The 20525-nt window shown below is 57.8% G+C and carries 19 protein-coding genes; 10 read left to right on the top strand and 9 right to left on the bottom strand.

The genetic code is table 11. The features are described 5' to 3' along the window. Positions 1-58 precede the first annotated feature (58 nt). The 4 genes from IQ265_RS22345 to IQ265_RS22360 form a co-directional block, all read right to left on the bottom strand. On the bottom strand, positions 59-1393 hold the full coding sequence (locus IQ265_RS22345) for an MFS transporter (protein WP_194057705.1): 1335 nt from the start codon (positions 1391-1393) through the stop codon (positions 59-61). A gap of 467 nt (positions 1394-1860) precedes the next feature. Then, on the bottom strand, positions 1861-2364 hold the full coding sequence (locus IQ265_RS22350) for an AAA family ATPase (protein ID WP_194057707.1): 504 nt from the start codon (positions 2362-2364) through the stop codon (positions 1861-1863). Between the two features lie 139 nt (positions 2365-2503). After that, complete coding sequence (locus IQ265_RS22355; RefSeq protein WP_194057709.1) at positions 2504-3031, bottom strand: DUF1579 domain-containing protein; 528 nt, start codon at positions 3029-3031, stop codon at positions 2504-2506. A 42-nt stretch (positions 3032-3073) separates the two neighbouring features. Beyond that, the gene (locus tag IQ265_RS22360) at positions 3074-3475 is read right to left on the bottom strand and encodes a VOC family protein (protein WP_194057711.1); all 402 of its coding nucleotides are present in this window, start codon (positions 3473-3475) and stop codon (positions 3074-3076) included. Positions 3476-3847: 372 nt separating this feature from the next. Here IQ265_RS22360 and IQ265_RS22365 point away from each other — a divergent pair, with 372 nt between their 5' ends. Then, positions 3848-5095 (top strand): tetratricopeptide repeat protein, encoded by a 1248-nt coding sequence (locus tag IQ265_RS22365; protein ID WP_194057713.1) that lies wholly within the window; start codon positions 3848-3850, stop codon positions 5093-5095. A 202-nt stretch (positions 5096-5297) separates the two neighbouring features. Here the strand turns inward: IQ265_RS22365 and IQ265_RS22370 are convergent, their stop codons facing one another. From IQ265_RS22370 to IQ265_RS22385, 4 genes are all read right to left on the bottom strand, one after another. Further along, the gene (locus tag IQ265_RS22370) at positions 5298-6083 is read right to left on the bottom strand and encodes a PhnD/SsuA/transferrin family substrate-binding protein (RefSeq protein ID WP_194057715.1); all 786 of its coding nucleotides are present in this window, start codon (positions 6081-6083) and stop codon (positions 5298-5300) included. Between the two features lie 28 nt (positions 6084-6111). Then, positions 6112-6762 (bottom strand): phosphatase PAP2 family protein, encoded by a 651-nt coding sequence (locus tag IQ265_RS22375; RefSeq protein WP_194057717.1) that lies wholly within the window; start codon positions 6760-6762, stop codon positions 6112-6114. 298 nt (positions 6763-7060) lie between these two features. Beyond that, the gene (locus tag IQ265_RS22380; RefSeq protein WP_228038306.1) at positions 7061-7852 is read right to left on the bottom strand and encodes a sulfite exporter TauE/SafE family protein; all 792 of its coding nucleotides are present in this window, start codon (positions 7850-7852) and stop codon (positions 7061-7063) included. Positions 7853-8037: 185 nt separating this feature from the next. Continuing rightward, on the bottom strand, positions 8038-9072 hold the full coding sequence (locus tag IQ265_RS22385; protein ID WP_194057721.1) for a sulfate/molybdate ABC transporter ATP-binding protein: 1035 nt from the start codon (positions 9070-9072) through the stop codon (positions 8038-8040). Between the two features lie 367 nt (positions 9073-9439). Between IQ265_RS22385 and IQ265_RS22390 the strand changes: the two genes are divergently transcribed. The 6 genes from IQ265_RS22390 (at position 9440) to IQ265_RS22415 (ending at position 14452) form a co-directional block, all read left to right on the top strand. Then, positions 9440-10516: a sulfate ABC transporter substrate-binding protein gene (locus IQ265_RS22390; protein ID WP_194057723.1), complete on the top strand. Its 1077-nt coding sequence runs from the start codon at positions 9440-9442 to the stop codon at positions 10514-10516. A 93-nt stretch (positions 10517-10609) separates the two neighbouring features. Further along, positions 10610-11455, top strand: a complete 846-nt coding sequence (gene cysT, locus IQ265_RS22395) for a sulfate ABC transporter permease subunit CysT (RefSeq protein ID WP_194057725.1) — start codon at positions 10610-10612, stop codon at positions 11453-11455. After that, positions 11448-12323, top strand: a complete 876-nt coding sequence (cysW, locus tag IQ265_RS22400; protein ID WP_194057727.1) for a sulfate ABC transporter permease subunit CysW — start codon at positions 11448-11450, stop codon at positions 12321-12323. The genes cysT and cysW overlap by 8 nt, the downstream gene beginning before the upstream one ends. Before the next feature lie 43 nt (positions 12324-12366). Continuing rightward, positions 12367-12678, top strand: a complete 312-nt coding sequence (locus IQ265_RS22405; protein ID WP_194057728.1) for an NIL domain-containing protein — start codon at positions 12367-12369, stop codon at positions 12676-12678. Between the two features lie 187 nt (positions 12679-12865). After that, on the top strand, positions 12866-13663 hold the full coding sequence (locus IQ265_RS22410; protein ID WP_194057730.1) for a Crp/Fnr family transcriptional regulator: 798 nt from the start codon (positions 12866-12868) through the stop codon (positions 13661-13663). Between the two features lie 12 nt (positions 13664-13675). Then, positions 13676-14452, top strand: coding sequence for a class II glutamine amidotransferase (locus tag IQ265_RS22415; protein ID WP_194057732.1), 777 nt, complete (start codon positions 13676-13678; stop codon positions 14450-14452). A gap of 35 nt (positions 14453-14487) precedes the next feature. Here the strand turns inward: IQ265_RS22415 and IQ265_RS22420 are convergent, their stop codons facing one another. Then, positions 14488-15990 (bottom strand): peptidase S10, encoded by a 1503-nt coding sequence (locus IQ265_RS22420; protein WP_194057734.1) that lies wholly within the window; start codon positions 15988-15990, stop codon positions 14488-14490. A gap of 220 nt (positions 15991-16210) precedes the next feature. Here IQ265_RS22420 and IQ265_RS22425 point away from each other — a divergent pair, with 220 nt between their 5' ends. The 3 genes from IQ265_RS22425 to IQ265_RS22435 all read left to right on the top strand — a co-directional run bounded on the left by IQ265_RS22425 (position 16211) and on the right by IQ265_RS22435 (position 20292). Then, on the top strand, positions 16211-17071 hold the full coding sequence (locus tag IQ265_RS22425) for a DUF1361 domain-containing protein (RefSeq protein WP_194057736.1): 861 nt from the start codon (positions 16211-16213) through the stop codon (positions 17069-17071). 134 nt (positions 17072-17205) lie between these two features. Next, a complete protein-coding gene (locus IQ265_RS22430) occupies positions 17206-18738 on the top strand; it encodes an AAA family ATPase (protein ID WP_194057738.1) in 1533 nt (510 codons plus the stop codon). A gap of 414 nt (positions 18739-19152) precedes the next feature. Continuing rightward, positions 19153-20292: a patatin-like phospholipase family protein gene (locus IQ265_RS22435; protein WP_194057740.1), complete on the top strand. Its 1140-nt coding sequence runs from the start codon at positions 19153-19155 to the stop codon at positions 20290-20292. Positions 20293-20525: the final 233 nt, after the last annotated feature.

The raw sequence follows: 20525 nt of genomic DNA on the forward strand, positions 1-20525 counted from the left end.
AGAGATGTGGTCAACGGCTATTTAAGCCTGACTGGAATCAGTACGCCGTGCGAACGTCTCATACCGACTTCCCAGCCTCAAGCTGAACCGTATCGGCGTAGCGCCGCTGGTAACCTGCCGATAGATTGCGGTAGGCGCGCGATCGCATCGCCAGCACCGTCACCACCAGCCCCACCAGACCCGTTAGGGTAAACAACAGCGCAATGCCGCGATCGGTGCCCGTGCCAAACCAGGGGCCAATCAAATCGACCCCGGCCCCGGTGGTCATAAAGGGAATAAACAAAAACTGGGCGATCGGGCCAATCATAAATGCCGTGAGCGGAGAGGCCGCCTGCTCAATACTTTGGGCAAAGCCAAACACCCGTCCCTGACGCTCCAGCGGAATCATCGTCTGCAAGATCAGTTGCTCTGAGGCTTCGACCACAGGAATGAGGCACAGGTACACCAGCAACCCCACCGCCAGCAAAATAATCGACGGCTGAATCGTGAAGCCCATCGCTACTATCCACATCACAATGTTGGATAAAAACATGGTGCGCAGGGGGCTTTTGCCCAACCCAAATCGAGCCACCCCCAGCCCGCCCACAATAAACCCCAGACTCAAAACTCCCCACACAATGCCCCAAACCTGCACCGACACCAGCGATAACCCATAGGCATCCATCAGCGACATAAAGACGCCGCCCAAAAAGTTGTTGAAGCAGTTGAAAAAGATCAGCGCAAATAAGCCCGGCACCAGACGAATCACCTGAATCGTGCCTCGAATATCAACGTGATCAGATTTCGCCCCGGTCTTAACAATTCGCTGTTCAGGAATAGCGATCGTGCACAAATGAAGAATGGTCAGGACGGTGAGCGCGATCGCCATCACCAGCATCCAATACATACCCAAAAAACCGATCGCCAGTCCGCTGACGACCGAAGCTCCCAAAAAGGCTACGCCGTTGATGGTGCCTACTAAACCATTAGCTTTGTCGCGTTCTGCTTCAGCAATCAGTATTGTGACCAGGGTTGGCAGGGCGATGGTGCGCAGGTTGCCGGCGATCGTCCCCATCAGCGCCAGAACAATAAATCCCCACAGCATGGCGCTAGACGCGTCGGCAAAAACAGCCGCTGGCGTAGATGCGTAAATCAGGTAGGCGAGAGCGTACATCACCAGCGAACCAACGCTGGAAATCAGCAGGGATATCTTTTTGCGGTAGCGATCGACCAGCGAGCCCAAGAAAAAGCCGGAAACAGCGACGGTGACTAGATATATTCCAGCCATCACCGAGGTCGCCAGCACCGACTGAGTTTGCAGGTAAACCCAAAACGTGATTCCAAACCAAACCAGGGTGTTGGTTAGGATTGCCACCAATGAGTTGGCCAAAATTTCGTAAAAAACGGGTTTCATTCAATACTGCAGGTAGAAATTTGAGAATGGCACTGATTTAAAGCACAGCGTCTCTACCGGTGAGACGCCTGACCTACACAGCATGATTCATGGCGGCTCGCTAGGTGGCGATCGCAGCCAGCGCTGCGACGTTAGGACTATTCTCTATCAAGCCCGTGGGTGTGCGCCCGAAGGCTTGAAGTAACCCACCTGGTTGTAGCATCAAACCACTCTTGAGCTAAGGTCTGTGGGTCTCAGAAAACTTCTCCAACAAATTTGTAGTATATATGCTACATCGTAGTGCCGCAAGCTTTTTGTCGGTTTGCTCATTGAGCCGGAGGTGTCATCCACTGCACCTGATGCAGACACATCATCGACGTTAAGCGAAATCGCCGAAGCTGTAATGTTCATAGTTTCTCCTTGGGGGGCTGGTTGCGATCGCCGCCACTGTGGCCGCTAACTCAATCGGTGCCCCTATACATGAATAGTCAGTACCCCTGGAGGCGTAATGCTTCAATCATGTCCGCCATGCTCTGCTCCACAGACCGACCTGCGGTGTCAATCACAATCGGGGCCATGGGCCACGGTTCGTAGGTTCGACAGAGCACGTCTTGCCAGGTCGGGAGCTTTAAGCCAGCAATGTCGGTCGTTCTAGATTTGACTCGGGTCCGGTGCTCCTCGCTATCCGAGCAGATAATCTCAATCTCTACAAACGGGCGATTGGCCAAAACGGCAGTTTCACGCCAGGCCATCCGTGTGATATCTAACGGATTGACGGAATCTGTCACTACATCTAGCCCCAAGCGCAGATTCTCCAACGCTATGCCGTAGGCCACCCCATAGCCCTGAGGGCCAATATCGTCGATACCTGCCCTTCTAATCGCCTGCTCAATCGTATCAATGCGCAGGTAAACCGCCCCCCGCTGACTAGCTAGCCTAGACGCCAGCGACGATTTTCCAGTTCCTGGGAGACCGCCGAAAATGTAAAGCATGGGTTGTTGCCTAAACTTCACGGCTCTAATCGTGTTTTAGCTCATAGTTGAAGACGACAATTTCGAAGGCTCCGGTCTAGCGTAGGTGGGCAATGGCACTGCCCGCCAGCTTTAATGCAGTGCCAGTCCACCTTACGGTTCAAGCCTGGGGTTTGAGTAATTGGCGGTGGTAGTTTGCTGTCATAAACTGCTGCCACTCGCCGTCGCTAGTTAGGTAAAAGGAGGTCAGTACTCGGTGATCAGGATGCTTGAATTCGATCACGTCTTTGTACTGGCTCATTTCGGCTTCGCCATTCATGGCCGGGCCTTCAGAATGCAGGGTGAGCACCCGTTCGGCGGCGTCGAGTTCGCCGTCGTAGACCCAGAGATGGGGCATTATCGACCCCACCCAGGTGCCGACAAAGCGCTGCTTTTGCGGGTTGTAGCCCAGGGTCATGATGGTGGTGGCCATGGTGCCACACATTTCGCCCTGGCCTTCGGCGACCACCCAGAGGTCACCCAAGGATTTTACGCTCTCTGTTCCGGTGGATTTTTCTAGAGGCCGATCGGGCTCTGTTATCCCTTCAATCTCATGGGTCCACTCGCCTACCAGTTGTTGAAGCCACTGGTGTTCTTTAGTGGGCTGTTCTACTGCGGGCGAGGGTTGTTGCAGGTCTGTTGTTGTCATGGTTTTGCTCCACTTACATCACATTGCGCTGGCGCTATTGAACTACTCGCAGTTGATCATCCAGGGAGTGCCAAATTTGTCGACGACCATGCCAAACCGCTGCGCCCAGAAGGTTTTTTCTAGGGGCATTTGAATGGTGCCGTCTGCGGCTAGGGCTTGAAAGATATGCTCGGCTTTATCTGGGTCGGAAATTTGCAGGGAAACTGAAAAGCCTTTGGGCGCGTCGTACTGTTCAGGGGGGCAGTCAGATCCCATGATCGCCCAGTTGCCCAAAGTCAGCTGGGTGTGCATGATTTTTTGCGCAAATTCGGGGGGTACGGCGGCCTCGGCGGGGGAGCCAGCGAAGGTCATCATATCGTCTAACTCTCCCCCTAAGACCTGGTGGTAAAACCTGAAGGCGGCTTCGCACTGACCATCGAACATCAGGTAAGGATTGACTTGCATAGCGCTTTCCTCAAATAGAACAGCTACATCAAACGGATGTGAACGGCTCAGGACACCTCTTGGGCTGTCAGAGCGGATAGGGACAACGCTCATCCCTGGCTCTATCCATTAGTCGAACGGCAGGACACGAAATCGACAGAGCGGTCAATGTTTTCCTTAATTAATTCGTTGCGCAGGCGGGTGGCGCAGAGCAGCGCGCTTGCACAGATAGGACCTCAACCCCGCCGATGGCCTCAGCTGCTGGGGGCTGTAGGGGCGATCGCGTGGAAACCTTGATCGAAAAATTTTTCAATTGTTTCCTGGTTGACTTGAAAATATTTTGAATTCCTAGATAGTGGTAGCACTCTATACTAATAAGCGGCTACCACAACCATGATTCAGGACGCTCAAGGGCTTGCTGTCACCACCGATGTGCCCCAGGCTGTAGAGGCCATCAACGAATTTATCGACCAGGCGCTGACTTACGATCGCCGGGCCGAAGCTACCATTCTTAGAGCTATTGAGGCCGATGGCGACTGCGCGATCGCCCACGCCTACGCTGCCGCCTACTACCTCAGCCAGGAAAACTGGGCTGGTCGGGTACGGGCCAAATCTTCCATCAGACGGGCGGTGGCCGGGGCGGAGCGGGTTTCTCGCCGGGAGCAGCTCTACATTCGCGGCATCAACGCCTGGGGGCAGGGCCAGATTGAGCAGGCGATTGACTACCACGTCGCGCTGGTGCAAGACTTTCCGCAGGATTTGCTGGCGGTGCAGCAGGCCCAGTACCACTATTTCTATCAGGGCGACAGTCAGGGGCTGCTAGAGGTTGCCCTGGTAGCACTTATGGCACAGCCCAATCACCCACTGCTTTGCAGCATGGCGGCCTTTGGCCTGGAGCAGTGCCACCAGTTTAGCCAGGCCGAGGCTTTGGGCCAGCGGGCGACGGAACTTCGCCGCCACAACCCCTGGGCGCACCACGCCGTGGCCCACGTGCTCGAAGCCCAGGGTCGCCACCAGGAAGCCGTGGACTGGATGACAGCCTACGCCGACACCTGGGGCGACTGCAACTCGATGCTCTACACCCACAACTGGTGGCATGTGGCCCTGGCCCACCTGGCCCTAGGCGAAACAACGACAGTGCTCCGGCTCTACGACAGCCACGTGTGGGGCCGGGCGCAAAAACACACGCCAAAGGATCAAGTTGGGGCGATCGCACTTCTGATGCGGCTTGAGCTGGCTGGGGTAGAGGTTGGGTCGCGCTGGCGATCGCTGGCCCGCCCCCTTCAGCTCCGGCTGGCAGAGCATGCCCTACCCTTCCAAGATTTGCACTACGTCTACGCCCTGGCCCGCGCCGGAAACATCGACGCCGCCTACACCATGATCGAGACCATGGTAAGCCACGGCCACAGCCTAGTCGGGCCAGCCCAAAACCGGTGGCTCAAGCTGGCAGTTCCGGCGGCCAGGGGGCTCATGGCCCACGCCCAGGCCGATTGGGAAAGCGCGATCGCCCACCTGACCCCGGTGCTGCCCCACCTCTATCGGTTAGGCGGCAGCCACACCCAGCAGGCGCTGTTTCGGCAGTTGTATCGCCATGCCATAGAGCAGCCAGAGCGGTTTACCGTGCAGCAGGCATTAGCTTAAAGGGCTTGGGGGAGCAGAGAAAAAACGGTGTTGCTGACTTGAAGCATGAGTTTAGGCTAGGGGCAAACGCCGTTTGCCCCTACGGAAGACGTTGCAGTTTTGATCCACACCCGTATCCAACAACCCCAAAAACTTTACTCACCCACCCTCCCACTCATCCACCCTCCCACTCACCCACCCTCCCACTCACCCACCCTCCCACTCATCCACCCCCTACCCCCYCACTCTCCCCATACATCGCCAAAACCGGCCCATAGGTGCCACAGTCCACCGCCGCAAAGTGCAGAATTCCGGCCTGGGTCAGCTGCCGCTGCAGCGTGGCATCGGGCTGAAGGAGCGCTGCCTGCAGGGTTTGCACCACGTCCTGGCCCAACCGTTGTGAGACCACGATGGGCGGCATGGGCGAGGGGCCAAGGCTGGCGACAATGCGGAGCTTTTGGCCCAGGGTCGCATCTTCGCGCATGGCCTGGTCGAGCACGGTGCTGTCGATTGCCGCGCAGTCGGCCCCACCCGCAAGAATGGTGTGCAGCGATCGCCCATGCCCCCCCGACTCAACCTTTTGCCCAAAAAATCCCCAGTCTAGCCCTCGCTGGCTCAGCTCGTAGCCCATGCGGCTGTAGCCGCTGTGGGAGCCGCGATCGTTGTAGCAAAAGACCGTCTGGGCCAAGTCATCCCAGCTAGAAAGCGTGCTATCTGCCCGCACCACCACGTCTGAAAAGTACACCGGCTGCCCCCCGTAGCGATCCTGCGCCATCACCGGAGCCACCAGGGGCCGCAACTGCTGCGGAACCCGCTGTCGGTAGCGCATCAGCGGCAAACCGCAGATAAAGATCAGATCCCAGCGATCGCCCGCCAGAGCCGGATCATCCAGCGGATCGCACTCGCCCTGCACCACAGTCACCGAGCCGCCCAGACGACGGCCCAAATAGTCGCCCACGGCCTGGTAGAGCCAGAGCAAGTTAGGAGAAAGGTAGGAGAYAGCAAGCATGGGCAGGGGGTGGTGGGGTGGTGAAAAGTTAGCTCGATGCCTGCGATCGCAACCATGGCCCCCAGTGAAACATCAGCTGGTGTAGACCGATCGCCCAGGCGATCGCCAGCAGCCAGCCCCCCAAAATATCGCTGGGGTAATGCGCCCCGAGATACACCCGACTGGCCCCAATGCAGAACACAAACAGGCCGCCCAGCCCCAGCAACCACGGGCGCTTAGGGTTCTCCCAGTTCAGTAGAACCAGGGCCATTACAAAGGCCATTGAGTAGGTAGCATGGCCACTCGGAAAGCTAAAGTCGGTGTGGGGTGGAATGCCATCCCACAGCGCAGGACGCACCCGGTGCCAGAGCTGCTTGGCGATTGGGTTTAGCACGGCACTGCCCGCCATCACAAAGGCCAAATAGCTGGCCGGTTGCCAACGGCGATGCCAGAGACCCAGGGCCATCAGGCCAAGCGACGCTGGCAGCACGCCCCAAAAGGTGCCCAGGTCAGTGGCGATCGCCACAGCTTGGTTCAGCGCTGGGCTGGCGTAGCGGTGCAGTCGCAGCAAAAAAGCTGCATCCCAGGCGGGCAGGGTGGGGTGGGCTGCCACCAGCAGCCCCAGGGTGACTAGCCCGGCCAGCGGTAAAGCGACGCCTAGCCACAGGGGTTTAAGGGGGGTGAGGGTGGAGTAAGACATGGGTAAGTAGAGGAAGGGGCGACTGGCTGGGTAGCCAAGCTAGGGGCCGTCATCAATGAGCTGCTAAGCGCCCAAGTTCCACCAGCAGAGGGGCAGGAACAGGTGGCCCACCAGCAAAATGTCGCCCCACAGTCGGCGCAGTCGGGCTCGGCTGCTGGCACGAGAGTGGTTAGATCATCGGCAAGCTCAACCGGTTTTTCACCCGCCTGGGGAATGAGATGTCGGGCGGGGGTGGGGGTGCCGTTATCGTCAAGCGCCGGACGCTAGGACAGAGAACGACCAGGGATACCCATCTCGGTCATAGATTTAGCAGCAGTTTCAGGGCTAGAACAGCAACGGTGACCACATAAATGCGGCGCAGCCAGCGATTGGGCCAGTGCAGTACCACCCGGCCTCCCCAAAATGCGCCGAGGAACATGGCTACCCCCAACAGTAGGCCGAGGCCAAAGTTGACCAGCCCCAGGTGAACAAAGATCGCGGTGGCAATGAGAGACGAAAAAATGTTGACCAGCTTGCTGGTGGCGATCGCCTCTATAAACGTATGGCCAAAGCAGCCTACAAAGGTGGCGGTCAGCAGGGTCACGTAGCCACCGCTAAACAGCCCCCCGTAGATCGCCAAAAAAAATGTAGCCAGGTAACCGACTACAACCCACCGGGGAGACAGCGCTTGGGGGAGGGGCTGCACGCCGCGATTGCCCAGCAGCAGCGATGCCCCCACTACCACCAGCATTGAGGCGGCAATAAAGGGTGATAGGGCCGCGTCGGGCAGCCGCCTCAGCAGCACCGCGCCCAGGGCCGAACCCACTAGGGTAAGGCCAATCAGCCAGGGGGCGCGGCGGGTGTCGAGCTTGCTTTGACCCACAAAGGGCAGGGTGGCACCGAGACTCATCAGGGTGAGGGCGGCCATATTGGTGGCGATCGCCACTTGAGGCTCAACCCCCGCCTGCATCAGCATGGGCACGGTAATCAGCGAAGTGCTGCCGGTCACCATGCTGACGGCGCTGGTGAGAAAAAACACCCCCGCCAAAAGCACCAGCATCCAGAGAGAAAGCTCAAGCTCACCGCCGCTAAACAACGCCGTAGTTCCCAAGAAGAATGCAGAGTAAACCCTAGGACGTGTTATCCATTCTGGCCACAATCCTGAATCCATCAGCATTGCCACGCCCGACCCAGCAAACAAGCTAGGGGCTGTAACGGCTGGTTCTTGGGCTATCAGCTGTTAATTGATGACAGCCCCTAGACAGCCAAAACTAGAAGAATTTTACTGCACAAACCTCAAGCCACCGAGGGCGCGTAGCTGGGCGACTCTTCAAAGGTGCGCAGCAGCTTGGCCCGCAGGTAAACCCGCTGGTGGGGCTGAATAGCCAGCGTCTTGTACTGCTCACGGTTGATGTGGGCGGTCACGGGCTGCCCATTCTCCAGGCTCAGCTCCAGGCGAATCGTCCAGCCCAGGTGAATGATGTGGTTGATGGTGGCAGGCAGACTGCCGTCGGTAGAGGCCGTAAAGACTTCGATGTCATGGGGGCGTAAAAACACCTGACCCGCCGTCTGGGGCAGTTCCTGATGGTGCGCCTTCCAGGTGTGGTCAGGGGAGAGCACGTTGACGGCCCCGATGAAGCTCATCACAAAGGGGGTAGCGGGGTTTTCGTAAACCACTTCGGGGGTGCCCACCTGCTCGATTCTGCCGTTGCTCATGACCACGATCTCGTCGGCAATTTCCATTGCTTCTTCTTGGTCGTGGGTAACAAATACCGTGGTGACGTGAACATCGTCGTGGAGGCGGCGCAGCCAGTCGCGCAGGTCTTTGCGCACCTTGGCGTCGAGGGCACCGAAGGGTTCATCTAACAGTAGAACTTGAGGCTCAATCGCCAGGGCGCGGGCCAGGGCCACGCGCTGGCGCTGGCCGCCGGAGAGTTGAGAGGGGTAGCGATCGCCCAGGCCCTCCAGCTGCACCAGGTCGAGCAGGGTGTCTACCCGATTTTTAATGCGCTCTTGGGACCACTTCTGCAGCTCCAGGGCAAAGGCCACATTTTTACGCACGGTGAGGTGTTTGAACAGCGCGTAGTGCTGAAACACAAAGCCTACCTGACGAGCCTGCACCGTTTTGTAGGTAGCGTCCTGGGCCGAAATGTAGATTCTGCCGGTATCGGGCTGCTCTAGGCCGGCAATCACCCGCAGCAGGGTGGACTTACCCGAGCCCGACGGCCCCAGCAGGGCCACCAGAGAGCCACTCTTGATATCCAGGTTGATGGGCTCAAGAGCCTGAAAATCTCCAAACCGTTTTGAAACGTTGTCTACTCGAATTCCCACGGGTGCTTTCCAAAATCGACATTGTGCTTCAACCAGGGCGCGGCACCGAAGCTTAGCGAAGTCGTGCCGCTTTCTCCAGAGCCACTCTAAAACCAAAACCTCGGCAGCAGGGCCAGTGCGCGTCTCGGTGTACGCCTCAGGCCTGTAGGGGCGATCGCTCACTGCCCAGGCTGCAACGTGATATCACGCTACCCCACACAGAATAAAAATGCAACTTGTCCTAAAAACGAGCCAGCTCAGGTTTGAGAAAATGTGCAAATAACTTCAATTTCATTTTGAATCTAAGCACAAAATTTTATGATACAGTCCATAAACGTAATCCTCGAAAACCCTATCGAGTTACCGGAGATTCTTTGGAGAGCTACCCATGACATCACCTCAACGTTATCTTTCGCGGCGATCGGCAGTTTTGTTTCTGGCGGGGCTGGGTCTAGCGGGCAGTCTGGCCGCCTGCGGTAGCACCACATCCTCCCCCGAGGCCAGCACGGGCGAATCGGCTACCGCCGCCGCTGGCCCCGTAGAGCTAACGCTGGTCTCCTACGCCGTCACCCAAGCCGCCTACGAGCAAATCATTCCTAAATTTGTCGAGCAGTGGAAGGCCGAAACCGGCCAGGATGTCACCTTTAATCAAAGCTACGGCGGCTCTGGCTCCCAAACCCGCGCCGTGCTCGATGGTCTAGAAGCTGATATCGTCGCTCTGGCCCTGGCCGGAGACACCAAAAAAATTGAAGAGGGTGGCCTAATCGAGCCCGGCTGGGAAGGCGAAGCTCCCAACAATGCGATCGTGCATTCCTCAGTAGCGGCGCTGGTTACTCGAGAGGGCAATCCTAAAAATATTCAGGGTTGGGAAGACCTGGCTCGCGACGATGTAGCGGTAGTAACTGCCAACCCCAAAACCTCCGGTGGGGCCAAGTGGAACTTCCTAGGGGCCTGGGGGTATCAGACCCAAACCGGTAAAGATGACGCCGCTGCCCTAGACTTCGTCACCAAGGTCTATCAAAACGTGCCGGTGCTGCCCAAGGATGCGCGGGAATCCACCGATGTGTTTTTCACCCGAGGCCAGGGCGATGTGCTGATTAACTACGAGAACGAAGTGCTGCTGGCCGCCCAAAATGGCGAAGAGCTGCCTTTTATCGTTCCCGATGTGAACATTTCCATTGATAACCCCGTTGCCGTCGTCGATGCCAATGTGGATAAGCACGGCACTCGCGAGGTCGCTGAAGCCTTTGTAGAGTTTCTGTTTACCCCAGAGGCCCAGGAGGAATTTGCCAAGGTCGGTTTCCGCCCCTCTGACCCAGAAGTGGGTGAGCAGTTTGCCGATCAGTTCCCTAAGATCGACACCCTATTTACCATCGCCGACCTGGGCGGTTGGGAAGAGATCGACAAAAAGTTCTTCGCCGACGGGGCAATCTTTGACCAGGTTCAATCCAAAGTTGGCAAGTAGGTAGATGCCCCTTACCTCAGCCCTATGCGATCGAGAGCAGGCTGGGGTGAGGGGCGATCGCGACTGACTAATCGACATGTTTTCTCTGCACCCATGACTTCATCCCCACCGTCTTCATCCCCAGGTCTTTGGCACCAAATTCTCCACGCCCCCTGGACTTGGCGGGTCACCTGGTTCTATCTCACTCTGTTTTTGTTTTTGCCGATGGCGGCGCTTGTGCTCAAGGCACTCACCCTTAACCCGGCAGAAATTTGGCGCATCGCTACCGATCCGGTGGCGATCTCGACCTACAACGTCACCTTTTTTACGGCGCTGGTGGCCAGCATTATCAACGGCTTTGCTGGGCTAATTATTGCCTGGGTGCTGGTGCGCTACGAGTTTCCGGGGAAGCGGTTTTTAGATGCCATCATCGATTTGCCCTTTGCTCTGCCCACGGCGGTAGCCGGTTTAACCCTATCGACTATCTACAGCAGCAACGGCTTGATTGGCGGCTTTCTAGAGCCCTTTGGCATCAAGGTGTCGTTCACCCGTCTGGGGGTGCTGGTGGCGATGATCTTCATCGCGCTGCCCTTTTCGGTGCGGACGGTGCAGCCGGTACTGCAAGACATGGAGGCGGAAATGGAGGAGGCCGCCTGGTCCATGGGGGCTTCCCAGTGGCAGACCTTTTGGCGGGTAATTTTGCCGCCGCTGATGCCGGCTATTCTCACGGGGGTGGCCATGGGCTTTTCGCGAGCGGTGGGCGAATACGGCTCGGTAGTGATTATTGCGGGCAACATTCCCTTTCAAGACTTAATCGCACCAGTGCTAATCATTCAGCGTTTAGAGCAGTTTGACTACGCCGGGGCCACGGTGGTTGGCACGGTGCTGCTGCTAATTTCGCTGTCGGCACTGCTGGTGATCAACCTTATTCAGGCTCGCGGGAGGCGCTTTTATGGCTGATTCGTCTTTGAGGCAACCGATCGCTGTCGCCGGGTCCAGGTCTCGGAAGGCAGGCAAATTTCAGTGGGGCAAGTGGCTGCTGGTAGCCTTTGTGTTTGGCTTTCTGGGGCTAATTTTGCTGGTGCCCGCCCTCAACGTGTTTATTCAGGCGTTTAAGGCGGGGCTGCCCGGCCTGCTCGACACGTTTACCAGCAAGTTCTTTTTGAATGCGGCAAAGCTGACGTTGATTACGGCCGTGATTACGGTGCCGCTGAACACGGTGTTCGGGCTCTGTGCGGCGCTGTCGTTGGCCAACAAAAATTTCCCGGGGCGATCGCTCCTGATCAGCATTATCGACCTGCCCTTCTCGATTTCGCCGGTGGTTGCGGGTCTGATGCTGGTGCTGCTGTTTGGCAACCGGGGCTGGTTTGGGCCTTTGCTCGAGGCCAGCGGCATCAAGATTATCTTTGCGCTGCCGGGCATCGTCATGGCCAGTATCTTTATCACCATGCCCTTTATTGCCCGCGAGGTGCTGCCCGCTCTCGAAGAAAACGGTACCCAGCAGGAGGAGGCCGCCGCCACCCTGGGGGCAACCCAGTGGCAGACCTTTTGGCGGGTCACGCTGCCGTCGATCAAGTGGAGTTTGCTCTACGGCCTAATTTTGACTAACGCACGGGCCATGGGTGAGTTTGGGGCGGTGACCGTAGTTTCGGGCAACATCGTGGGCAAAACCCAAACGCTGCCCCTCTTTATTGAAGAGGCGCACATTCAGTACAACAGCCAGGCGGCCTACACGGCCTCCCTACTGCTGGCCTGTTTGGCCGTGGTCACCCTCGTGCTGAAGTATCTGCTAGAGCGCAGGGCCGGCATTCAGCATCGGGGACATTAACTAGCGGTTACATATTCCTAACCCAACTATACGGAGACTCGCAATGGCATCGGTAATTCCCGACTATGGCCTGGAGGCGCTGCACCTCAAAAACCCTGAAAGCCTGGTGCAAACCCAGGTCAAGATCCGCATTCCCAAAGAGCGGCACCCCGACCCGGTGATCTCTAACTTGATCAACCGCTACGGCCTCAAGGTGAATATTTTAGGCGCGCTGCTGGGGGCCAACGGTCAGGAAGATGGCTGGTTTGACCTGGCGATCGAGGGCCGCGCCGCCACCGTCCACGAGGCTTTGTTGGATCTGGTGGAACTAGAAGCCGACCTGTGGTTTGACACCGATGCTGACGACGGCTACTGAAGCTGGGTGTATAGCCAAGGCGTAGTCACGCTGGTTTGCGCGCCGCTTTGCCCCCCACTAAACGTTGGTCAGCTAGTTCCATACCCGCCATTGCCCAACCCCAACAAAATTGGCAAAACCGCAGCGTTACTGAGGTATAACCGTAGTTTCGAGGGACAATGGCAGAGTATGGAACCTACAACACCCCATGGCAAAGGCAAAAAGCCCCAGCTTGGCTTCAAAAACGATCGAAACGTTGACGACCCAGAGCTTTTTGTTTCGTGGGCTGGGGCAAGACCCGCGGCTCAGCAACCTCGACCCCGATGGGCTAACCGTTGAAAAGCTCTACTCCAACCGCCCGGTCTACACGGCCTTTCGGCCCCACACCTGGCAAGAGCACCTGTACGTGGTCATCGACGGCGGCCCGGTGATCATGCGTAGCACTCCCCTCGATCGGGTTTTAGCCCTCACCTACCCCGGCGGCTGTTTTGGTATGCGCAGCCTGCCCGTGGGTGTGGGTGCAGCGACGCGGTCCTTCCCCAGCCTGGTCGAAGCCTACAAAACCACTAACGTAGTCAAGGTTCCAGTGCAGGTGGTGCAAGATCTCTACGACCACAGCGAAACCTTTCGGGAGCGTTACACCCTGCTGTTTGAGCTGCGCGAAAAGTTTCAGTACCATCTGCTCAATTGCAGCACTTACCCTCCCCAGGCGGTGGCGGCAGTGCTGCGGGGGCTGATTTTTCAGGAGCGCAGTCTGGGTGCCCAGCCCCAGGGCGACAAGCCCGAATACGTGTTTGATCTGCCCATCGACCTGATTGCCCGCGCCTGCCAGCTCAACCACCGCACCGTAGAGCAGGTGCTGAAGGGCTTAGCCAAGGCGGGCTACATCAAGACCGACAAACTGGCTGAGTCGGCCAACGATTTGGTGAAGGTAATCGACCCCGAGGGGCTAAAGGAAGTCTACGGGGCCACCCGCGACAAAGTCTCCTGGTGGCCGCTGAAATAGGGCACAACCGCTATGTGTCAACTCCTGGGGATGAACTGCAACGTGCCGACGGATATTTGCTTTTCCTTTGAGGGCTTCTGCGCCCGGGGCGGCAAAACCGACGACCACAAAGACGGCTGGGGCATTGCGTTTTTTGAAGGGCTGGGCTGTCGGGTGTTTCTCGATGACAGCCCCTCCAGCACCTCTCCTGTGGCGGCTTTGGTGCGCCAGTACCCGATCAAATCGATGAACGTGATCGCCCACATTCGCAAGGCCACGGTGGGGCCGGTGGGGCTAGAAAACTGTCACCCCTTCAAGCGCGAGCTGTGGGGGCGCTACTGGGTGTTTGCCCACAACGGCGATGTGCCCACCCTGGCGGCAGACCCCACCGGCATTTACCGTCCGGTGGGGCAAACCGACAGCGAACGGGCGTTTTGCCTGATGCTCAACGGCATTCGCCAGCGGTTTCCCGATCGCAAGCCCCCCATTCAAGACCTGTACCTGGCGCTGCAGGAGATCACCGCTGCGATCGCAGCCCACGGCATCTTCAACTATCTGCTCTCCGACGGCGAGCACTTTTTCGCCCACTGTTCCACCAAGCTCTGCTACATCGTGCGGCAGGCCCCCTTCGCCGCCGCCCACCTGATCGACGAAGATCTGACGGTCGACTTTCAGGAGCTGACCACCCCCAGCGATCGCGTTGCCATTATTGCCACCACCTCACTGACCGACAACGAACAGTGGACTCCCATCCAGCCCGGTGAGCTACTGGTGTTTGAAGATGGCATGCCGCTGCTGGCACTGGACTGAGTCTACAGCTAGATCATGGGGCCACAAACAGAACTTCAATTTTTCCCCGCTGCCTGGTGATAGAAGCTCTGCATATCGTCAAACCACTGTTGCCGCGACTCCTCCCAGGTGTAGAACATGTGCCCCCCCTGAAAATGGCGCAGGGTGAGGTTGGGGCGCAGCTCATCGTTGAGCGCCATTTGATCAACTAGGTGGTTGGATGAGAAGTAAGGTGTTACCAGGTCGTAGATGCCGTGGGTGATATAGACCTTCAGGTAGGGGTTGAGGGCCATGCCCACCCGCAGGTCATCCACCGAGCCCACAAAACCCTGCCGGTAGTCGCTCTCGGGCAAAAATTCCCAGGCTTTGAACACCTCAAAGCTGAGCAGGTTGTAGGTCAGGGTGGTATTGACCCCCAGGGTAGAGCGCAGGTGGCTGTTGATTGCGCCGGTAAACAGGCGATCGATGCCCTCCAGGGTGGGGTCGGTGCCCTCGTGCAGCACGCGATCGGGAAAGGGGTCGATCGCCGTTACCGAACCGTCGTAGAGGCCGAGAATGCGCTGCTGGTGGCGCAGTAGCTCGCGGGCAAACACCGCAATATCAATGCGGCCCCGGTGGCGCTGCACCACATCAGGGGCTAGGCCAATCAGCTCGGCCAGCTCACCAAAGACGCGCTGCTGGTCTTCGGCGGCGGCGGTGCGACCCAGGGCCAGCAGCGGAATCAACGTTTTGCGGGCAAACTCGGCGGCTTTGTTCCCGTGGGCGGCGGGGCTGTCGGCAGTGTCTACCCGACCGTGGTAAACCGCTGTGGCCGCCATCGAAGGGATCACCGTGGCCCAGCCGCTGAGGTTGTAGTCATTGCCCTCCAGCAGCATAAACTCCATCACAGGCGAAATTAAAACGGCCCCGCACAGGCCCACGCCGTAGTCCTGCTGCAGCTTACGGCAGAGTTTAGCCACCCGAAAGCCGCCGTAGCTCTCGCCAGCAATAAACACGGGCGACAGCCAGCGATGGTGGGTCGATAGGTAGGCCTGAATAAACTCGCCCAGGGCGTTGAGGTCGCGATCGACCGTCCAGAATTTCTTGGCGTTATTGTCGGCGCTGTCGTCGGGTTTACCGTTGGACTTTTCGGTCGGTTTGTCGTCTGATTTAGCGGACTTGTCGTCATCTTTGGGCAGGATGCGGCTGAAGCCAGTGCCCACTGGATCGATAAATACCAGGTCGCTAAAGCTCAGCCAGCTCTCGCCGTTGTCGACCACCTGCACTGGCGGACGGGGCAGGCTGCCGTCGGGGTTAAACACCACCCGGCGCGGCCCCAGGGCCCCCATGTGCAGGTAGGCCGAGGCCGCCCCAGGGCCACCGTTAAACACAAAGGTAATCGGCCGCTGGGCCGGGTCTTGGTCAGCAATGGTGTACGCCACATGGAACAGCTCCGCCACGGGTTTGTCATTTTCGTAGAGCGTCTGCCACTGGGCCGAGGCGGTGTAGGGGTGGCTACCGTGGGGGGTAGTTAGCAGGTGCTCGGTGGTGTTGCCCTGGCGCTGAGGGTTGTCTGGCATGGCGATGCAGGTAAGAAGACTCTCCTTGTTATAGCGCGGGTGCTGCTGAGCAATGGGCACAATTCTTCAAGCGATACTCGTTCTGAGTCGGTTCCCGTTTCTGGGATGCCGCAGGCTATACGCTTTGCAAACAATCCTTGACTCATTCAGGAACGGACACATTGCGCTTTGAAGATTTAGATTGGGTTAAATTAAATTTTGCTTTAGGAGTTAAGACCCGATGAGATGGCTCCTGCCCAACATTATCAGCGCCTTTGATAACGTCTACAGCGGCTGGATTCTATGGAACTTGTTTTTGGCGGCGATTCCGCTGCTGCTGAGTTTTAGTTTGTTTCGTCGCCAGAGTTTAGCCAACCGATGGTTTTTGGCGGCCTGCGTGCTGGTGGGGATAATTGGCGTGCTGGGGCTGGGGCCTCGCATCCCTCGTGCTGTGCAAGGGCTCTACAACCTGCTCAGAGACAACTCCGGCGGCGGTTTACTCTCCTTACTAGAGCTGCTGTGGCTGCTGCTGGTCGCGGCCTTTGCCGGTCTGCTCAGCCTGAAGATTTTCAAGACCAAGCAAAATCCCCAGGGCTGGCTGTGGTGGGTGGGGCTGGTGGTGTTTTTGGTCTTTTTGCCCAACGCGCCCTACGTACTCACCGACATTATTCACCTGATTCGAGGCACCAGCTCTGGGGAGATTCGCATTTTGGTCGTGGCTCTGGTGTTCATTCCCCTGCACGCGATCGCCATCCTGCTGGGGTTTGAAGCCTACGTTGTCTCGATTCTCAACCTGGCTGCCTACCTCAAGCAGCACGGTGCCAAAGCGATGATCTTGCCCCTCGAGCTGACGATTCACGCGCTCAGCGCGGTGGGCATCTACCTGGGCCGCTTTCTGCGCTTCAACAGCTGGGATCTGGTCATTGATCCCACTGGCGTCATCGCCTATACCCTCGACGCCCTAACCTCAAAGCAACCGGCGGCGGTTATCTTCGTCACCTTTGTTATTTTGACTAGCCTTTACTGGGTCATGAAGCAAATTACCCTGGGGCTAAAGCTGCGCATTCGCTACGCCCGCCAGGGCATAGACGCGCTCGACTAGGGCGATTCCCAAAGGGATACTTGTTTCGAGTCGGTTTCCGAACGCTGCGCGAATCGCCTCAGCCTCCGGAATTCGCCATGCAGCAAGTGTAGGAGGAAGCGGGCACCTTAGGCCTAGCGTTACTTTCGGCAGCTATGTCTCTCAAAACCAGCGTGCAGCATTTTCAAACCCTGGTGACCTCCTTTCACCCGGTCGTAGTTATCGACACTGTTGAAGAGGAGCGGGTGCAGGGGCTGATCAAGGCGGCCTGCAGAGATATGCAGATGGCAGTATTTGAGTGGAGCATTGCCCAGGGGCTAATGCGATCGCCTGAGAGCCCCGACAACCGCTGGCAAAACGAGTACGCGCCCCCCGGCAGCAAGCGCGGTCAGGCGCTGCCCAAAACCACCGAACCCGTGGACATGCTGCGCCATATTCAGGATCTAAACTTTAAAGCCATCTTTTGGCTCAAGGATTTTGCCCACCACCTCAAAGATCCGGTAGTGGCGCGGCTGCTGCGGGAAGTCGCCGATCAGTTTTCTCACCACCGCTCTACTCTGGTCATCAGCGGTAGCGGTCAAACTCTACCGCCTGAAATTGCCCACGATGCCGTCTACTTTGACATTAAGCTGCCCGAACCCGAAGAGCTGTACGGGGCGGTCTCCGATGTGGTGCGGGTGCTCAAGGGGCGCGTCAAGGTCGAACTGACCCCCGAAGATATTCACGCCCTGGTCAAAGCGCTCCAGGGCATGACCCTGAGCCAGACCCGCAAAGTTGTTTCCTATGCCGCCCTCCATGACGGCAGACTCAACGCCGACGATGTGAAGCGCGTGCTCGAACGCAAGGCCCGCGTTATCCATGAAGAGGGGCTGCTCGACTACTTTCCGTCCGAGACTAACCTGGCCCAGCTGGGCGGCTTTGAGGGTCTCAAACGCTGGCTCGACTATGCCAGGGTGGGCTTTACGCCCCAGGCCCGCCAGTACCACCTGCCCGCCCCCAAAGGTATTTTGATCGTCGGCATCCAGGGCTGCGGCAAGTCGCTGGCGGCCAAAACCATCGCCCGCCAGTGGAGTTTGCCCCTGCTCAAGCTTGATGCCGGTCGCCTTTACGACAAGTACGTGGGCGAGTCTGACAAAAACTTTCGCCGCGCCGTCACCATGGCCGAGACCATGGCCCCCTGCATTCTGTGGATTGACGAGATCGAAAAGAGCCTGGGCCAGGCCAGCGGCGAGGCCGATGGGGGGTTGAGCCGCCGCATGTTTGGCTATTTTCTCACCTGGCTACAGGAAAAATCCCAGGAAATCTTTGTGGTCGCCACCGCCAACGATCTGTCGGCCATTCCGCCCGAGCTGCTGCGCAAGGGTCGCTTTGACGAAATTTTCTTTGTCGATCTGCCCGAGGCCGACGAGCGCCGCGATATTTTGCACATTCACCTGGAGCGCCGCCAGCAGGGCCTGGCGAACTTTGACCTGGAGGAGCTGGTCGTCGCGACCGACGGCTTTAGCGGCGCTGAGATCGAGCAGGCTGTGATTACCGCCCATTACCACGCCCTGCMCGAAAACCGCCCCGCCGACACCGCCCTGCTCCTGGCCGAGATTAAGCGCACCGTGCCCCTCTCAATCTGCCGCCGAGAAGATATTCAACGGCTGCGGGACGTGGCCCGGGAGCGGTTTGTAGCGGCCCGATAGGCTGGGCAAGACCTGGAACCTGCGGGCAATTCCTGAGGTCTGTGGACTAGCCCCCATTCCTGAGGCCGTTACTGGCTGTCTCAGTTCCACACTGTCCCTCCTTTATAGGGGGTTTAGGGAAGATTGCCTGGGAGCGGCTCTATTGGGCCGCCCAGTTTTGCAGTGCCGGTATTGTGCCAAGTTCGAGTTCCGAAAACCCCGGATCAAAACAGGTACCTCGTAGGGGCAAACGGTTGTTTGCCCTGAACTAATCGGAGGTAGGTAACCAAACTTTAGTATTAGCGATCGCTGCAGCAATTTTCTGGAATCAGCAACGCTTCTCCTGAAGCACTCCATAACCAAAAACCTGCGGCAAAAACTGTTTGAGCGCGGGCTGAGCAACCTTTGCAATCTATATTTCAGGGAGCCTCCACCATGACGATCTGGGAACCTTCTGCCGTCTTTAAGCAAGATCCTGATCTCCGTTTAGACCCCCAGCAAATTGCCAGTATTCAGCACAACTTACCTATGGCGAGCGATCGCAGCTACTACGTAGACGCCGTCTTTGAAGGCGGCGGCGTTAAGGGAACAGCCTTTTTGGGGGCGCTGCGCTGCTTCGCCGACGCTGGCATAAAATTTCGCAAGGTCGCTGGCACCTCTGCCGGGGCGATTACAGCGGCAATGGTGGCGGCAGGGTTCACCGTCAAGCAAATGGAGGAGGACGTGCTCGGCCCCCTAGATTACGAGGGCCAGATTCTCAGCCAAAAGACCAGCCGATTGATCTGGAATGGGTCGCCCTCAGACGACATGAAGCAATTTCACTGGATGCTGCTGCGCCTGCTAATTGCTCGACGCAGTGGCCAGTACTCAGCGGAGCCGTTTAAGGCCTGGTTGTCTGGGCATTTGGACCAAAAGCTGCCCACCTTCGCCCCGTTTTTGCAGGAACAATCCTCTAACCTGGCGTGGCACCAAAAGCGGGATCTAAAAGTAGTGGTCTCAGACATTAGCTGCCAAGAAATGCGGGTGCTGCCAGAAGATTTGCGCTTCTATGGCCAGGAACCCTCTCAGTTTTCGGTGGCTGAGGCGGTGCGGCTGTCGATGAGCATTCCACTGTTTTTTGAGCCGGGGCAGTTGCAAGATTCAACCATTGTCGATGGCGGCGTGCTGAGCAACTTTCCGCTGTGGATCTACGATGCCGAACCCGGCCAAAGACCCTGCTGCCCCACCTTTGGCTTCCGGCTAATGGAGACGGTAGAGGAGTGCAAACCCAGCACCGCTGAATCCGCAAAACCCGTAACAGGAGCTTTAGGGATTCTGCGGGCCATGGTTGAAACTATGCAGGTGGCCCGCGACAATCACCACATTCGCAAGAACGAGATGGGCCGAATCATTAATATTGCTACCGGCAAGATTTCGGCCACCCAGTTCGATTTGACCAATGCAGACAAAGACAGTTTGTATAGGTCAGGTTATGCAGCTGCCAAGGCATTTTTGCTGCGGTGGAGCTGGGAGGCACATCTGCGCGATCGCGGGTTTGAGCTGGAGGCGGTCCCGGTCGCAGTGGGGCAATTGTAGCGGGTGCGGGCGATCGCCTGCGCCAGTCTACGGAAGCCTACCGAATTTTCGGTAGGCTTCTGGCTAGGTACGGGCAGAGCTGGGGCCAGCGCTTGAGCCCGCTAGGCAGGGCAAACGCATACTCACCCTGCGCTAGCCAGGACTTTGGTGAGATAAGTGTTATCCCAGCCAGCTTTAAGGCGTTTCGCCTTTTTGCCAACCTTGGCCGAGGATTCTTGAGAGAGCAGGTTGAG

The organism is Nodosilinea sp. LEGE 06152, assembly GCF_015207525.1.
Lineage (GTDB): Bacteria > Cyanobacteriota > Cyanobacteriia > Phormidesmidales > Phormidesmidaceae > Nodosilinea.

Excerpts from the sequence above, each read along its gene's own strand:
- IQ265_RS22345 (WP_194057705.1), bottom strand. The coding sequence starts at position 1,393 with ATGAAACCCGTTTTTTACGAAATTTTGGCCAACTCATTGGTGGCAATC.
- IQ265_RS22350 (WP_194057707.1), bottom strand. The coding sequence starts at position 2,364 with ATGCTTTACATTTTCGGCGGTCTCCCAGGAACTGGAAAATCGTCGCTG.
- IQ265_RS22355 (WP_194057709.1), bottom strand. The coding sequence starts at position 3,031 with ATGACAACAACAGACCTGCAACAACCCTCGCCCGCAGTAGAACAGCCC.
- IQ265_RS22360 (WP_194057711.1), bottom strand. The coding sequence starts at position 3,475 with ATGCAAGTCAATCCTTACCTGATGTTCGATGGTCAGTGCGAAGCCGCC.
- IQ265_RS22365 (WP_194057713.1), top strand. The coding sequence starts at position 3,848 with ATGATTCAGGACGCTCAAGGGCTTGCTGTCACCACCGATGTGCCCCAG.
- IQ265_RS22375 (WP_194057717.1), bottom strand. The coding sequence starts at position 6,762 with ATGTCTTACTCCACCCTCACCCCCCTTAAACCCCTGTGGCTAGGCGTC.
- IQ265_RS22390 (WP_194057723.1), top strand. The coding sequence starts at position 9,440 with ATGACATCACCTCAACGTTATCTTTCGCGGCGATCGGCAGTTTTGTTT.
- cysT (WP_194057725.1), top strand. The coding sequence starts at position 10,610 with ATGACTTCATCCCCACCGTCTTCATCCCCAGGTCTTTGGCACCAAATT.
- cysW (WP_194057727.1), top strand. The coding sequence starts at position 11,448 with ATGGCTGATTCGTCTTTGAGGCAACCGATCGCTGTCGCCGGGTCCAGG.
- IQ265_RS22405 (WP_194057728.1), top strand. The coding sequence starts at position 12,367 with ATGGCATCGGTAATTCCCGACTATGGCCTGGAGGCGCTGCACCTCAAA.
- IQ265_RS22410 (WP_194057730.1), top strand. The coding sequence starts at position 12,866 with ATGGCAAAGGCAAAAAGCCCCAGCTTGGCTTCAAAAACGATCGAAACG.
- IQ265_RS22415 (WP_194057732.1), top strand. The coding sequence starts at position 13,676 with ATGTGTCAACTCCTGGGGATGAACTGCAACGTGCCGACGGATATTTGC.
- IQ265_RS22420 (WP_194057734.1), bottom strand. The coding sequence starts at position 15,990 with ATGCCAGACAACCCTCAGCGCCAGGGCAACACCACCGAGCACCTGCTA.
- IQ265_RS22425 (WP_194057736.1), top strand. The coding sequence starts at position 16,211 with ATGAGATGGCTCCTGCCCAACATTATCAGCGCCTTTGATAACGTCTAC.
- IQ265_RS22435 (WP_194057740.1), top strand. The coding sequence starts at position 19,153 with ATGACGATCTGGGAACCTTCTGCCGTCTTTAAGCAAGATCCTGATCTC.